General features: G+C 54.1%; 14 protein-coding genes. 4 read left to right on the top strand and 10 right to left on the bottom strand.

Annotated features, from left to right (window positions below; translation table 11 throughout):
* From GRI35_RS07590 to GRI35_RS07580, 3 genes are all read right to left on the bottom strand, one after another.
* Positions 1-1,194 carry a restriction endonuclease subunit S gene (locus tag GRI35_RS07590; RefSeq protein ID WP_160613607.1) on the bottom strand — a complete coding sequence of 398 codons (1,194 nt, stop codon included), beginning with the start codon at positions 1,192-1,194 and terminating at the stop codon, positions 1-3.
* Entirely contained in the window at positions 1,191-2,645 is a 1,455-nt protein-coding gene (locus GRI35_RS07585; RefSeq protein ID WP_160613606.1) for a class I SAM-dependent DNA methyltransferase, read from the bottom strand. Before GRI35_RS07585 ends, GRI35_RS07590 begins: the two co-directional genes overlap by 4 nt.
* A gap of 248 nt (positions 2,646-2,893) precedes the next feature.
* Positions 2,894-3,721, bottom strand: a complete 828-nt coding sequence (locus GRI35_RS07580) for a hypothetical protein (RefSeq protein WP_160613605.1) — start codon at positions 3,719-3,721, stop codon at positions 2,894-2,896.
* A 115-nt stretch (positions 3,722-3,836) separates the two neighbouring features.
* Here GRI35_RS07580 and GRI35_RS07575 point away from each other — a divergent pair, with 115 nt between their 5' ends.
* Complete coding sequence (locus tag GRI35_RS07575) at positions 3,837-4,070, top strand: helix-turn-helix domain-containing protein (protein ID WP_160613604.1); 234 nt, start codon at positions 3,837-3,839, stop codon at positions 4,068-4,070.
* A 337-nt stretch (positions 4,071-4,407) separates the two neighbouring features.
* Here GRI35_RS07575 and GRI35_RS07570 read toward each other — a convergent pair whose 3' ends face one another.
* From GRI35_RS07570 to GRI35_RS07560, 3 genes are all read right to left on the bottom strand, one after another.
* Positions 4,408-4,941, bottom strand: a complete 534-nt coding sequence (locus GRI35_RS07570; protein ID WP_160613603.1) for a hypothetical protein — start codon at positions 4,939-4,941, stop codon at positions 4,408-4,410.
* A 44-nt stretch (positions 4,942-4,985) separates the two neighbouring features.
* Complete coding sequence (locus tag GRI35_RS07565) at positions 4,986-5,174, bottom strand: helix-turn-helix transcriptional regulator (protein WP_160613602.1); 189 nt, start codon at positions 5,172-5,174, stop codon at positions 4,986-4,988.
* 304 nt (positions 5,175-5,478) lie between these two features.
* Positions 5,479-6,681 carry a tyrosine-type recombinase/integrase gene (locus GRI35_RS07560; RefSeq protein ID WP_160613601.1) on the bottom strand — a complete coding sequence of 401 codons (1,203 nt, stop codon included), beginning with the start codon at positions 6,679-6,681 and terminating at the stop codon, positions 5,479-5,481.
* 296 nt (positions 6,682-6,977) lie between these two features.
* Between GRI35_RS07560 and GRI35_RS07555 the strand changes: the two genes are divergently transcribed.
* Entirely contained in the window at positions 6,978-8,360 is a 1,383-nt protein-coding gene (locus GRI35_RS07555) for a DUF1800 domain-containing protein (RefSeq protein ID WP_160613600.1), read from the top strand.
* A gap of 2 nt (positions 8,361-8,362) precedes the next feature.
* A complete protein-coding gene (locus GRI35_RS07550) occupies positions 8,363-9,514 on the top strand; it encodes a DUF1501 domain-containing protein (protein WP_160613599.1) in 1,152 nt (383 codons plus the stop codon).
* Here GRI35_RS07550 and GRI35_RS07545 read toward each other — a convergent pair.
* From GRI35_RS07545 to GRI35_RS07535, 3 genes are all read right to left on the bottom strand, one after another.
* On the bottom strand, positions 9,511-9,948 hold the full coding sequence (locus GRI35_RS07545) for a DUF421 domain-containing protein (RefSeq protein WP_290258754.1): 438 nt from the start codon (positions 9,946-9,948) through the stop codon (positions 9,511-9,513). The genes GRI35_RS07550 and GRI35_RS07545 overlap by 4 nt on opposite strands.
* Positions 9,949-10,049: 101 nt before the next feature.
* A complete protein-coding gene (locus GRI35_RS07540) occupies positions 10,050-11,438 on the bottom strand; it encodes a M28 family peptidase (RefSeq protein WP_160613598.1) in 1,389 nt (462 codons plus the stop codon).
* Positions 11,439-11,489: 51 nt separating this feature from the next.
* A complete protein-coding gene (locus tag GRI35_RS07535) occupies positions 11,490-11,942 on the bottom strand; it encodes a D-Ala-D-Ala carboxypeptidase family metallohydrolase (protein ID WP_290258757.1) in 453 nt (150 codons plus the stop codon).
* A gap of 191 nt (positions 11,943-12,133) precedes the next feature.
* On the opposite strand from GRI35_RS07535, the gene ettA reads away from it, so the two are divergent.
* On the top strand, positions 12,134-13,807 hold the full coding sequence (gene ettA / locus GRI35_RS07530; RefSeq protein WP_160613596.1) for an energy-dependent translational throttle protein EttA: 1,674 nt from the start codon (positions 12,134-12,136) through the stop codon (positions 13,805-13,807).
* Positions 13,808-13,818: 11 nt separating this feature from the next.
* Here the strand turns inward: ettA and GRI35_RS07525 are convergent, their stop codons facing one another.
* Positions 13,819-14,625, bottom strand: a complete 807-nt coding sequence (locus GRI35_RS07525) for an SLATT domain-containing protein (protein WP_160613595.1) — start codon at positions 14,623-14,625, stop codon at positions 13,819-13,821.
* Positions 14,626-14,627 lie beyond the last annotated feature (2 nt).

Genomic DNA, 14,627 nt, shown 5'->3' with positions numbered 1-14,627 from the left:
CTACTTCCCTTGCGCATTGATAAGATGTGCGGAGAAAGCAGAATGGAGAATGCACTCGCGCATCACATTTAGCTCGTCGATCTTCATGGAATAATTGGCTTTAAGTAAACTTATGTTTTTGCTCATCTTATCTAGGTGATCCGTAATCTCTCGCTGCTTCTCCAAGGAGGGAAATGGAAACCTCTCATTCGCGAAGGTCGCCAAATTTATGTTTGCTTGCGCGCTGCCCTTACCTTTAGACTGCAAAGTAGATTTCAGTGATTGCAGCAAATATTCGACGTAGAATTCTGTGGTAAGTCGGTCATCCACCACTATTCCAATAATACTATCGGGGAAGCATGCTTCGAAATCCAGAACTGCTGTTTCCGCTATATTGGCCGCGATGGTTACACACAGCGTTCCTTTCGGCCATAACTTGCTCTGAGCTAATCCGTTATCGTTGTAGGATTGCGAATAAGATCGGAGGATGTGGTTGCTATTTCGCACGTCTCCAGTTTGGACAAACGGATATCGCCCGCCATATAGCTTCGGATCGTTTCTAGGTCGGTGTTTGGACTTTCCTCGTCCAAAGTCGATTGCCGCTTCCGCCAAAGTTAACTGGTTGCAACTATCCGCGAGGCTATCGAATGCCCTGCGCAGCTCGACATCAAACAGTTCCTGCGCATTTGCCAAGTTCTTTTCCGCATTGGCGACGACGGTGCCGATTCCAGCGAGTGCCTTATCCAAAAAGGCTACGATCTGCTTCTGCTTGGCAAGAGATGGAACAGGAATTCGGATTTCCTCAATCTGTTTTGGACTGACATTTTTTTGCGCCGCGCCATGACCTTGCCGTGAAAGAGCATCGCGAAAAGCAGCACTAGAACAGAACTGGTAGAGGAAACACGGATCAAGTTTGTCAGAAGCAACGGTTATTCGCGCGACACGCTGGTTTAAAGCAGCTGGAAGATTAGCTTCATCAACTTTGGCGACACGTCCGACATTTCCAGTAAGCGACGTTAGAATGTCCCCCTCATTCAGTGCAAATTTTCTCGTTTTGTCGTCAAGCGCAACATATTTTGGGCTTGTGAGGGAAATCTGATTTTGCTGAACGTTGCTAATTCTAACTAGAAAATGGCCCTTTTTTACATAGTCGGCACTTCGGAATGCAAATCCACTTTGTAGTTTGATAAGTTCGCCGAGCGGAACGGTCTTCATAGCATTGCCTCGATATCGGCTATGATCGTAATATTTTCAGCGTCCAGCTTCTTCATTTCCGCGATAATTTCTTCCGGCGACCGGAGCGGTGTCTCCTCCGGCGCATTTGGATTTTTCGGTGACAAATCGTAGTTTCTGATATCGCTTTCGTCGACCGCGACAGTCCAGCTATTTTCGCTATCGGCCGACGTCGGATAATGCCTTACAAATTCCGCCATGTCATCGTCATTCAGCGGGTTAGTCTTACCCATGTTGCGGCCCGGATCGAGCTGGTAATACCAAATGCGCTTGGTCGGCTTACCCTTTTCAAAGAACAGCACCACCGTCTTAACTCCCGCACCAAGAAAGGTACCACTTGGCATGTCGAGGATTGTATGGAGATTACAGCTTTCCAGTAGCTCCTTACGCAGGGTCACGCTTGCCTTCTCGGTGTTTGACAAAAAGGTGTTCTTGATAACGATAGCCGCGCGGCCACCTGCTTTTAGCGACCGCATAAAATGCTGGAGGAATAGAAACGCTGTCTCACCCGTCTTTATCGCAAAATTCTGCTGAACTTCTTTCCGTTCCTTTCCGCCAAATGGCGGGTTAGCCAGCACCACATCGAACTTATCCTTCTCTTGAAGGTCCATCACATTCTCAGTCAGTGTATTTGTATGGATTAGGTTCGGTGCCTCAATGCCGTGCAGAATCATATTCATCGTGGCGATGACGTATGCGAGACTCTTCTTTTCCTTCCCCACGAATGTGCTTTCCTGAAGCGTCCGCACATCACCAGTGCTTAGCTTTGGTTTGGCGCGCATATGATCGTAGGCTTCGCACAGGAAGCCGCCAGAGCCACAAGCCCCGTCATATACCGTCTCGCCAACCTGTGGATCGACAACGGCTATCATCGCACGAATGAGCGGCCTTGGGGTGTAATACTCGCCACCATTTCGGCCAGCGTTGCCCATATTCTTGATTTTGGCTTCGTAGAGGTGCGAAAGCTCGTGCTTCTGGTCCTGCGAGCGGAACGATAGCGCATCCACCAATTCCAACGCATCGCGCAACGAATATCCGCTGGTGAACTTGTTTTTGATTTCGCCAAATATCTCGCCGATTTTGTATTCGATGGTGTCGGCGCTTTCCGCGCGAGCCTTAAAGCCGCGCAGATAGGGAAACAAGTCATCATCTAAGAATTGGATCAGGTCATCACCAACCCGCGCGCTGTCATGGTCAAACTCGCCATCATCGTTCTTAGGGGCTGCCCAGCTTGACCACCTGTACCGACGATCAAGGATAGGCGTGTATTCCTTACCCTCTAGCTCTGCTTCGATTTCCCGCGCGGAAGCGAGGTCATTCAGATACTTTAGAAACAGCAACCATGATGTTTGCTCGGTGTAATCCAGTTCGGTTGTGCAGCCCGCCTCCTTCCACAATACGTCTTCGATATTCTTGAAGGTCTGCTCAAACATGCGTAGGAAATCCTTAGTTCAATTGTATCGCCTAGGCTTAGCCGATGACAGGCGATTGCCAATAGGGAAAGCTCCCCCATCAAAACCCTATTAGATGACGCAAAATAGGGAAAACGACCCTATCGGCCAACACTGCCGAATGGGGCATAATCGCTTCAAAGGTCTTTGAAATTCCAAGACGCAGCAACCAGAGTCGGAAAAATACGGCGTTTTCTGATCTGAATACGAGCGTTCAAGGACGTTGGAATCTAGTCCATTTCATAGTCTTCATGCCCAGCATAAACGCCATTCAGAAACGCTTCTAAACAATCATCGTCACGCAAGAAGGCCAGCAACTGTGGATCATGCTCCAGGCCCTCCACTGACACTCCCTCAGAAGGAAATTGCACCTTGGCGATCAGCCATTCGCTCCCTGAAACAAATGCTTGGCCAAACTTGGAAAGGTCGTCGATGGCGACCGTGTTTTCAATTCGTTCAACCTGCTTGAGCAATTTGCGTGCTGCTTGTTCGTTTTCCAGAGCGACCAGCCGATCAATTCGTTTTGCCAGAGCCGTTTGGTAATCAGCCAGCACCAGCTTTCCTTGTGGCTTTTGCGGCAATTCGATTGCGGCAAAGGTACCGGAAGGGGTCCATGCGAAGGTTGTTGCGTCATCGGCGTCAATCTGATCGGCTACACAAGATTCATCCCAGAGGTGGGCAGTCGTTTGTGTCGTTGGCTCTAAGATCACTTTGAGTTTGCAACCTAGCGGCGTTGATTGCTTGGTTTGCTCGACGGTGAAGCCCCCGCCCTCGACTGCAGAAATGGCACGTAGTTGAACATCGTTCATTGAGCCGAAAAGAAGGACATTGTGCCACGTGTAAAGCGCCGCCAAACCGGAAATAGTGGCGGGAAGTTGCCATAAGCTGTCGGCATTCACGAAGTAGAATCCCGCCGTTACGGCTAGCCCAATAAACGTCGCTAGAAGTCCATCAAACGCCCTTCGCTTAACTTGAGCTGCACGCTTAGCAGATATAGTCAACGCAGCTTCTACAGCCTCCTCACGGCGTTGGTGTTGATCTTGGCAATAGCTAGTCATGAAGCCGCAAGTCCCTACCCGATCCAATCCCTCAACCACGCCCTAGTTTCACACGGTTTTTGTGTAAATGACAGGAGGGCCGACACACGCCGCATAACGATTGCGGGTAGCAAATTTGGCCAAGGGCTTTCACGACGAACGGTATCGAAAACTGATTGGCCAGTTGGTTGATCGGCGGAAGAAGCTCGGCTGGTCGCAACGCGAATTGGCTGAAAAGATTGGCCATCATCAACAGCATGTTTCGCGCTATGAGATAGGCGAGCGGCGTCTGGACTTTGTAGAATTTGCCGATGTGGCCGCTGCACTAGAATTAGAGGCCTCAACGCTGATCGACTCAGTGAGACGCTGAAGAAGGATATTGCAATGCCTATCCGACCATCGTTCGCGGAACGACGCCCGTCTTACGGCAATGCCGCCCCTGAAGGGGGCGTATAGAAAAATTGGATATATTTTTTTCAGTCGGGTACTTTCAGATTTGCCCCCACCCCCGTTTGAGATAACCTCAATGGAACCACTGCAGAATCAGGGCCGCGTTCCTGCACCACGTTGGGGTAGGTAGTAGGCGGAGCCGTTGTTATGGCCCCGCCCCTGTCTAAGTAAGCTGGCTCTTTATGCTCGCTCGCCGAACCGTCAGAAACACCACTGCGTGGTATATTATATGTGGTACGATTATCGCACCCGCTAAACTAGGCGATTCCTGCACGACGTGGTTGATTTTCATACTCGTGCAGATATCCGGCGGGTATACCATTCAACCCAGATGGCTTCTTTTTTCGCCACGACAGGGTCAATTGGGCAGCACGTCGCTTTTCCTCTTTTGAAAGCAACTTCTCGTCCATAAATTCCTTTGTTGGCTGAGCCTCCCCAATCTTATGCATCGTCAGCGCATAGGTGGTCGCATGGCGTGTTTTGTTGTTGAACGAACCCGGCACCATGATCTTCAGAAAGCCCCGCTCGATCAATTCATCAATGTACTTTGCTGCAGTTGAATGTTGCCTCACACCGATAGCCAATGCGGCATCACGCTGCGAAATCCATAAGTGGCCGTTATTGGAACCATTATAGAGTCGCAGAAACTCAACAAGCAACGCTCGCGCAGGCGCTGACAGCAATCGATAGGATTTCGATCTTAGCATCCACTCATCGAGCTTCACGAAACGTTCGGTGTCATTGCGGCCAGTTGCGTTTGGCTTTTTCGGTCTTTTGCTATTCTTGGCCATTTTGGGCCTTTCTATGCGTGCATCCATGCGGTTGAGGGGGTTTCTCAGGCGACTTCCATATGGTCGCTCGTGTTGCGGATTTCAGAAGCGACTAGCCAATCATCCAACGATGCTCGCCGATAGATTACACTTCGACCAATCTTGGCGTAGCGTGGCCCTCCACCAAAAACGCGAAACTTCTCTAAGAGGCTTTCAGACACGTCCAGATATTGGGCTGCCTGTGTCGTTCGCATGTTGGGTGGAAATTGGGTTTTCTGCATGTCTAGCCCTTTCGGAAGAGCAACGGATCGAGGCACAATCCAGCTCTGTCTTGATGAAGGCGCTTTGATCCGTTTCGCGCCACACACCCTTTGATGTGCAGCCACAAAAGAGCCTAAGGCAAACACGAATCCAAGAAAAATCTCGCGTAATTTCTGCGTGGAATTTGCGTGGAATTCGCGCAGAATTTGCACCGATTTCGCACCGAATCCGTGTCGAAATAATCCGACCACAATTGTCCGCATATTGCTCAGACAGAAATGCAATGACCGAGCTGGATCAGCGCTTGACTAACGTTGCGATGTGATTGCTCCAAAGTTCCAATGCCGCCCGTTTTTCCGTAGGGTAGTCGTGGTGCTGATATCGACCTGCCACTCCTTCTCGGACTTCGCGGCTCTGTATGGCCTCCACAACATCGCCAGCGACACCGAGGCGCTGTAAACCAGTAGCTACCGTTCGCCGAAGGTCGTGGATTTTCCACGGTGCTGGCGGCAATTCTCCGCGAGCTGACATTTCCTCGGCGAACTTCACATCGATTTTGCGTTTCCAATAGGACCAGTTCTGGATCGGTTTGCTTGCCGACGCAGAGAAAACGAATTCGCAGTCATCAATTTTCGAAGAAAGCAGCTCCTGCATCGCGGCTTCGCTTAGCGGCACGGTGTGGGGTTTGCTGTTCTTGGTGCGAATGCCGCCGGGAAGGCTCCATACAGCCTCCTCAAGGTCAATCTCGCCCCAAACCATATCTGCAACCTCGTCGCGTCGCTGCCCCGTCAGGAGGAGCGTTCTGACAACCGCAGCATATGGGTGATTTATAGTTCCACTGGCAGTCCACAGCGCGGCGATTTCTGTATCGTCCAGATATCGGTCGCCCGCTGCCACCTTTTCGGGTGGCCTCATACCATCCATTGGGTTGGACGAAATATCGCCTCTAGCAAACGCGGTCTTAAGTAACTTTCGGATGTTCGCATATGTGTTGCGGGCAATGCCTTTTCGTTCTGCAAGGTTGTCCATGAGGGCTTGAATGTCGCGCTTGTTGATTGACGGTAACGGCTTGTGCTTGAAATGGGGAATTGCGTTTGTCCGCAAAAGGCGCGCCGCTTCCGGCCAGCTCTTGGGGCAGTCCTTCTTCAGGTATTTTTCGATGTAGAATTCGGCGTAGCTATCGAATGCCAGCGATAGAGCATCGTGCTGGGTTTGCTTACGCTGTTCTTGCGGATCAACGCCTTGAGCAACGGCGATAGCGTGCTTTTCGGCCTCCTTACGGGCCTGCTCTGCTGTAATGCCGTTGTTGGGGCTACCGATGGTCACGCGCCTGTCTGGAAAGCCCCTCCCGCCCATGCGGTATCTGAGGATAAAAGACTTGGCTCCCTTCTTGGTTACCTTCAATCCAAAGCCGCTGAGCTGGTCATCCCAAATGACATATTCTTTTCCAACAGCTTTGGCGGCGTCTACACTTCGTTTTGTCAGCTTTTGCTTAGGCATTCTTATCCTCCGGTAAGCACGGAGTAAGCACCAAAATTGCAAGTCAGTCAAACTTGGAAATCTTTAATTCTTTATTTTTCGATATTATTCCGTTAGTTAGACTATGTATATGAAACTGCAGGAAACACGAAAAGTCATAAACCTCCTGTTTTGGGTACAGGGGGTCGCAGGTTCAAATCCTGTCTCCCCGACCATCATACACTAGGAAGCCGGACGGAACCGGCCTTTGTACCACGCGACAATCTGTTACGTTTTGTGACCTGACATTCAGGTTCTGTGGTGTATCCCTATGCGTCATGACGCCGATAAGTATCGCCTGGAACCGCTTCGGCCTTGGTGGCCGCCCGCAGGATCAACAGCCGGATAATCCGGAGCGCTGGTTGCTCGACCAGTTTGAGCGTTACGATCCCCGCCCGGCAGCAATTGCAAGTCAGCCCAACTCGACCGAAGCTATCCAAAGCTATCTTGGCATCCGCACCATCCGCCGAATGGCGCGCGAGTCCGGAGCAGAAGATCGCGGACAGCAGCAAATCCGTGAAGTCCGCCAGACAGCGCGGCGCAACTATGTTCAGGCGGTGGCCGCGCGCGGCGCGCAAGCGGTCGAGAGCGACGCGCCTTTCGCCGAGCGCATGGTGTATTTCTGGTCCAACCACTTCGCGGTCTCGGTCCAGAAAAACCAGCTGCGCGGCATGGCAGGCGCTCACGAGTTCGAGGCTATCCGTCCGCATGTGTTGGGCAGCTTCCGTGACATGCTGCGCGCAGCCGTGCTGCATCCGGCAATGTTTATCTATCTCGACCAGTTCCAATCGACCGGCCCCAACAGCCAGATCGCGGTCCGGCGGCGGCGCAGAGGCCGTAACGAGGCGGGGCTCAATGAAAACCTCGCACGTGAGATTTTGGAGCTGCACACGCTTGGCGCGCAAGGTGGGTACACCCAGGCCGACGTAACCGAGTTCGCCCGTGCAATGACCGGTTGGACGGTAGATGGCACTGCCCGTGCGCGGCGTGCGGCAACACTGCCGAATGGCTCGGCCTGGGCGGGATATATGCATGAACCGGGATCGCGCACAGTATTGGGCCAAACATACACGCAGGACGGCCATGAGCAGTCACTGGCGATACTCGATACGGTCGCCAAGCATCCTTCCACAGCCAAACATGTCGCTACCAAGCTAGTGCGCCATTTTGCCGGGGACGAACCGCCACAGCCAATGATCGCCCGGCTTGAGCGGACGTTCCTAGAGAGCAATGGTGATTTGCCGTCGCTCTATCGCGCTATCGTAGAATCGCCCGAGGCTTGGACCGAGCAGCCCGTGAAATTCCGCACGCCATGGGAATGGTCGATTGCAATTATGCGAGCGACGGGCGGCAGCCGAATGAATGCGCGCCGCTTTGTTCGTATGCAGCAGGAACTCGGCCAAGTGCCATGGGGACCGCCGTCTCCTCAGGGCTATCCCGATACTTCCAGCAATTGGGCCGCGCCCGATGCACTGATCCGCCGGGTGGAAGTTGCCGCGCAAATCGCCGCTCTGTCGCGCGAAGGGGACATCCCGTCCCTCGCCCGGCACCTGTTCCAGGATGGGCTGAACGATTCCACTGCAACGTGGATCAGCCGCGCGGAAAGTCCCGAACAGGGCCTGGCGCTGCTGCTGTCCTCGCCTGAAATGATGCGGAGATAACCATGTTGAGCCGCCGTAATTTTGTTCTCAGCTCGATCCTCGCGGGTAGCGCCTCGCTGGCACTGCCCCGGCTGGCTGTCGCGCAGACAGCAACGAGCAAACGCTTGCTGTTCATCTTGCAACGCGGCGCGGCCGACGGGCTTGCGACTCTAGCCCCTGTCGCCGATCCGCAGTTCAACGCTTTGCGCGGCGCGCTGGCAGAAGATTATGACGGCGTCGGTCTGTCAGGCGGGCTGTTTGCGCTGCATCCGTCCTACGAAAACGTCGGTGCACTCTACAGCCAAAAGCAGGCGCTATTCGTGCAGGCGGTCGCTTCATCCTATCGCGAGCGGTCACATTTCGAAGGGCAGAATGTTATCGAATCGGGCGGCGCCACGGCCTATTCGGTGCGAGATGGCTGGCTGAACCGTCTGCTTGGCCTCATTCCCGAACAGGATATCCGCGCACTCGCATTGTCACCGTCGATACCGCTGGCAATGCAGGGGGCGCAGTCGATGTCCAGCTATGCGCCCACCGCGCTTCCCGGAGCAGATAAAGATTTAATGGCCCGCGTCGGCCGGATTTACGAAAGCGATCCCGAGCTTGGCGCATTGTTTGCCGAAGCGCAGAAGACCCGCGCAATGGCTGGCGACACGCAGATGCGGAATTTACGCGATGCGGAGAAGGTCGGGGGGCTGGCGGCATCGCTGATGATCGGAGCCGGTGCTGCCAGCGTGATGATGATCGAGTCGAACGGCTGGGACAGTCACGCAGGCCAACGCGGACAGTTTAGCAGGCAAGCGCGGCAGCTAGACGCGCTGCTCGGCGCATACCAGCAAAGTATGGCGGCCGAATGGAACGACACGCTTGTCATCGTCGCGACCGAGTTCGGGCGCACAGTCAAGCTCAACGGCACCAATGGCAGCGACCACGGCACCGGTAGCGCCGCGATGCTGCTCGGCGGCGCGGTAGCAGGCGGAAAAGTGATCGCCGATTGGCCCGGGCTGCGTCAGAACGATCTGTTCGAAGGCCGCGACCTTAATCCCACGAACGCGCTTGAAGCGGTGCTGGCAGGAGCAGTGGCGGGACATTTCGGACTCGATCCCGAGCTAGCGATGCGCACGCTGTTTCCAGCTCGATCTGCTAGCCCGGTCGAGGGGCTTATTCGGACCTAAGTGATATTTTCGATCAGCTTCTCGTCCAGCGCGTCGCCGTGCAACACCGATACATCGCCGGTGGTTTCCAAAACGACAGCACGGACCTCGGAGAAATTGAGGACATTCGCTTCGCGCAATTTTGCGATCAAATCGCTTTCGGCAACACGGGTTCTCTTGAGAGCATCGTAATCGATCACGCCGTCACGCATTAACATCACCGGATCATTTTGCATCGCTGCTTCAACCGCGTCAGAACTTTTGCGCATCCGCGCAGCGACATATTGCGTGAGGAACAGCCCGACCATCGCAGTGATCGCCTGGGCGAACCCGCTCCATTCGCTTGCCTGCCCGGCTCCCGCCACAAGGCTGCCCATCGCGACCGTCATGATGAAATCGAAATTGGTCATTTTCGATAGCGACCGCAGTCCAGTCACGCGAATGAGCAGGACCACCCAGATCAACGCAAACGCGGTGAGAACCAGACCGCGAAGGATCAGATCGAAAGTGGTGTTATCCAGAAAAATGCAATGTCTCCTATGAAAAACAATTGGCGCTATTCGCCTTTGATCGAGCCTTCGTAATTGGCGAGGATACCCGTTACCTGCGTCCACACCGCAACGTTCTGGCGCAATTGCGCCGGATCGATTTTGTCCAGCGTATCATCGGGCGTGTGGTGCAATTCGAAATAGCGCGAGCCATCCTGCTGCAGATCGATAATTGCTGTGTTCTGGTCGCGCGCGATATTGATATCCGCGCCGCCCCGCGCGACGATTGTTGAATTGGCGACACCAAACCGCGCGACGGATTTTGCCAGCTTGGTGTGAAGATCAGGGTTGGTCTCGCGGAAATTGCTCTCGAAGCGCCAGATGCGGTCTGCGCCGAAATCGCTTTCATAGGCAACGCCGATCGGCTCATCGATATGCGCCTTGGAATAGGCGACACTGCCATGCAGGCCGACTTCCTCCGCGCCCGCCATCAACACGCGGATCGTGCGCAGAGGCTGGCCCGCTTTCGACACGTTCAAAGCCGCAGCAGCCGCGATCCCGCACCCCGCCCCGTCGTCAAACGCGCCCGGCGCATTCCACCAGCTGTCGATATGGCATGCGAGCAAAACCGGCGGCAGCGATGGATCGCGGCCCACGATCTCACCCACAACATTGCCGCTTTGCGTTTCCCCGATCCAGCGCGGGGTAAGCGTCAGCTTCAACGTGATCGGGCCGTCAGCACGGTCGAACATCCGTTCCAGATTGGCCGCATCGGGCAGCGTCAAAGCGCCCGCGGGAATCGGATCAACCCCGTCAGGAAAACGGATTATACCGGTATGCGGGTTGCGGTGCTCATCGGTTCCAATAGATTTGATAACAATCGCCACCGCGCCTTTCTGCGAGGCCAAACCGGGGCCGACGAAACGTGCACCGCCGAAATAGCCGTAATGCGAACCATCCTGCGAAGCTGCCATCGCATGCGTCACATAGGCGATCTTGCCTTTGAGGCTGCCCTCTGGCGCCTCCGCAAGCGCATCGACGCTTTCAAATTCGACGACTTCAGCCGTGATGCCGTCAGGGCCAGTCGAAGGCGTCCCGCCCAGCGGCTGTACCACCAGCGGTTGCGGGAACGGGCTGACGATCTCCGCCTTGTGCACTTCGCCCGGCACCCAGGTGTTCATCATGAAAGGCTCGTCGGCGACATTCTCAAAGCCGTGCTTGTTAAGCCAGTTCATCGCCCATTCGCGGCCGCGCTTTTCAGCCTCTGTACCTGCCTGACGCGGACCAACTTCGGTGGTGATGCCCTCCACGAAGTCCCATGCATATTTATCGCCGGTCAGCGCGTCATCGGCCTGTTGCTGAGCGGGATATTTGTACATACCGCCCGGAACTTGAGCGGAAAGCGGAACTGACAATGCGGCGAGCGCCAGGACGAGCGAGTGTGCATATTTTTTCATGGCAGTGATTGCTATCTGCACACACCGGCCAAGTCCAGCGGCGCGAACGCCCTAAGCCCGTAGTCCCGACAAATATTTCACACGTCCGCCCAAACGCATCGCTGACAATTCCATATTGCGCATGCGGTTTGTGCTGAAGCTGCAATGGACCCAGCCAGGTTCGCCAAATTCGTAGATCAGCTGATCGTAATTGAGCCGCCGCTCCATCCACTTACAGACTTCAAGATTGCTGACGCCGGACACAATAAAATCCGCTGCCTCGCCGAGGCAATGCTGGCTGCTGCCCGAGCCGCCAATCGCGCGGTTGAGGCGCGGCGAACGAAAACCGCTGCTGATATTGACCGGCTTACCGAAATGTTCGCGCACCGGCTGGAGCACATTCTCGCACAATATCCTCAGCGCCGTTACTTCGCGCGAACCGGGACTGTTGGGAATGCCGCGCCGGAGTGCCTGCTGCGACCGCACCATCTCCGCCAGCGTAAAATTCTCTGTCAGCTTTGTCACATCACGCCTCCCGGTCCTTTCCACACTGCGCCTCACGCAAGCAATGTAAATTGCCGCCGCACGGCTATCCCCGATGCTATGCGGTCGATTGAGCCGGTGCGCAGGTTCGATCCACTTGCTCTGGTGCCAATCACGCCCTATCTGCGCAGGCATATTCTACCTGATAACCGATTACCCGAAGGACACGCCAAATGGCCGCGCAATACGCATATGTCATGAAGAACATGACCAAGACTTTCCCCGGTGCGAAAAAGCCGGTGCTGTCGAACATCAATCTGCAATTCTACCAAGGCGCGAAGATCGGTATCGTCGGCCCCAACGGCGCGGGTAAGAGTACACTGATCAAGATCATGGCGGGTATCGACACCGATATCACCGGCGAAGCTTGGGCGGGCGAGAATATCACTGTCGGCTATCTGGCACAGGAGCCAGAGCTGGACGAGAGCAAGACCGTTCTCGAAAACGTCAAAGACGGCGCACGTGAAGTGGCTGACATGGTTGAACGCTTCAATGCAGTAACCGCCGAAATGGCCGAACCCGATGCGGATTTCGAAGCGCTGGGCGAAGAGATGGGCGAACTTCAGGAGAAAATCGACGCCGTGGACGGCTGGACGCTCGACAACCAGCTCGAAATCGCGATGGAGGCGCTGCGCTGCCCGCCATCCGATGCGAGCGTCGAAAACCTCTCGGGCGGTGAACGCCGCCGTGTCGCCCTCACCCGCTTGCTGATCCAGAAGCCGTCGATCCTGCTGCTGGACGAGCCGACCAACCACTTGGACGCAGAAAGCGTCGAATGGCTTGAGAACCACCTCAAGGAATATGCCGGCGCCGTCCTGATGATCACCCACGATCGCTACTTCCTCGACAATGTGGTGGAGTGGATTTTGGAGCTCGATCGCGGGTCCTACTATCCGTATGAAGGCAATTACTCGACCTATCTGGAGAAGAAATCAAAGCGTCTGGCGCAAGAAGACCGCGAAGATCAGGGCCGCCAGAAAGCGCTCAACGAGGAACTCGACTGGATCCGTCAGGGAACCAAGGGCCGCCAGACCAAATCCAAAGCGCGTATCCGCAAGTTTGAACAGCTGCAGGAAGCGCAGCAGGACCGCAAACCGGGCAAAGCGCAGATCGTTATTCAGGTGCCCGAACGCCTCGGCAGCAAAGTGATCGAGGCCAAGGGGCTGACCAAAGCATTTGGCGACAAGCTGCTATTCGAAGATCTCGATTTCATCCTGCCCCCGGGCGGTATCGTCGGCGTGATCGGCCCTAACGGCGCGGGTAAATCGACTTTGTTCAAAATGATCACCGGTCAGGAACAACCCGACAGCGGCACCATCGAAATCGGTGAGACCGTGCATCTGGGCTTCGTCGATCAAAGCCGCGACGATCTGAACCCGAAGAACAATGTGTGGCAGGAAGTCAGCGACGAGCTCGACTACATGAAAGTCAACGGCCACGACATGAGCACGCGTGCCTATGTCGGCGCGTTCAACTTCAAAGGGCAGGACCAGCAAAAAATCGTCGGCAAGCTATCCGGCGGTGAACGCAACCGTGTCCATATGGCGAAGATGCTGAAAGAAGGCGGCAACGTCCTCCTGCTGGACGAACCGACCAACGATCTGGACGTGGAAACACTGCGCGCGCTGGAAGATGCCATCGAGAATTTCGCTGGCTGCGCGGTGGTGATTTCGCACGACCGTTTCTTCCTGGACCGTCTGGCAACGCATATTCTGGCGTTTGAAGGCGACAGCCATGTTGAGTGGTTCGAGGGGAACTTCGAGGCGTATGAGGAAGATAAGCGGCGGCGTCTGGGCGATGCTGCGGATCGGCCGACGCGGTTGGCGTATAAGAAGCTGACTAGGTAAAACTCTTCAATCTAGCTCTCTGGAAGAACCAATTTCCATACCACAATTCCGACAATTATCACCGCTGATGCGGATGGGATTATCCAAGTGAATTTCCGAAAATAGAGAGTTAGACGATCTCTAGTTTTCTGAATCGCTCTCATCGGACGATATTTTGAGTATCGACGGGGGAATAGGTGAGACTTTCCGATACGAACGGCCAGGAAATCAACATAGTCGTGGTTAAATGGTAGGTCTCTTACAGCAGCCTCATAACGATCCGCAAATGTCTTTACGACCTCGGGCGTCGGCGCATAAGCAAGCGGACTAAAATTGAGATCATAAAGCAATGCGGCCAGTTTTTCACCGTTATTTTGGAAAATCCTTGCTCGGTAGAAAAAATTAGTCATTGCATCGATAGCACTTGTAAAAATAATGAAGATTGAAAAAACGATTGAACTAGACAATAATATCTGATTTTGCTGGTCAGATACATTTGTCAACGTATTAGGCAAAAGTGATAAAAGTATAACTCCTGTCGATAATGTCGAAACTAGATATATCGATGCCCTATGTCTCGAATAGCATCGGCGGCTAGCGTGCATCCTGACATCTCTCGTGATTTCCGTCTTCCTCCTTAACCTGTTCAATTGATTTTTTGGATCTTCAGGAAGGTGTGTTGGATTAGATGCTTGGAAGAAATCGCTGTCCGGACTCTTCGACCACGCGAGTAAACTCTTAGCAAAATTCTTCAAAACCCACCCCTTTATAAAAATAACTTTGCCGTCTTGTTCAATAGAACTATTAAATTGATCGGAGAAAGGCAAATATTCCTCCAATC

The sequence above is a fragment of the Pontixanthobacter aestiaquae genome (genome assembly GCF_009827455.1).
In the GTDB taxonomy this organism is placed as follows: Bacteria; Pseudomonadota; Alphaproteobacteria; order Sphingomonadales; family Sphingomonadaceae; genus Pontixanthobacter; species Pontixanthobacter aestiaquae.
This window is presented reverse-complemented; position numbering and strand designations above follow the sequence as displayed.

Bases quoted from the DNA above. Each gene is read 5' to 3' on its own strand.
- ettA (WP_160613596.1), top strand. From the start codon at position 12,134: ATGGCCGCGCAATACGCATATGTCATGAAGAACATGACCAAGACTTTC.
- GRI35_RS07550 (WP_160613599.1), top strand. From the start codon at position 8,363: ATGTTGAGCCGCCGTAATTTTGTTCTCAGCTCGATCCTCGCGGGTAGC.
- GRI35_RS07590 (WP_160613607.1), bottom strand. From the start codon at position 1,194: ATGAAGACCGTTCCGCTCGGCGAACTTATCAAACTACAAAGTGGATTT.
- GRI35_RS07555 (WP_160613600.1), top strand. From the start codon at position 6,978: ATGACGCCGATAAGTATCGCCTGGAACCGCTTCGGCCTTGGTGGCCGC.
- GRI35_RS07560 (WP_160613601.1), bottom strand. From the start codon at position 6,681: ATGCCTAAGCAAAAGCTGACAAAACGAAGTGTAGACGCCGCCAAAGCT.
- GRI35_RS07540 (WP_160613598.1), bottom strand. From the start codon at position 11,438: ATGAAAAAATATGCACACTCGCTCGTCCTGGCGCTCGCCGCATTGTCA.
- GRI35_RS07580 (WP_160613605.1), bottom strand. From the start codon at position 3,721: ATGACTAGCTATTGCCAAGATCAACACCAACGCCGTGAGGAGGCTGTA.
- GRI35_RS07565 (WP_160613602.1), bottom strand. From the start codon at position 5,174: ATGCGAACGACACAGGCAGCCCAATATCTGGACGTGTCTGAAAGCCTC.
- GRI35_RS07570 (WP_160613603.1), bottom strand. From the start codon at position 4,941: ATGGCCAAGAATAGCAAAAGACCGAAAAAGCCAAACGCAACTGGCCGC.
- GRI35_RS07585 (WP_160613606.1), bottom strand. From the start codon at position 2,645: ATGTTTGAGCAGACCTTCAAGAATATCGAAGACGTATTGTGGAAGGAG.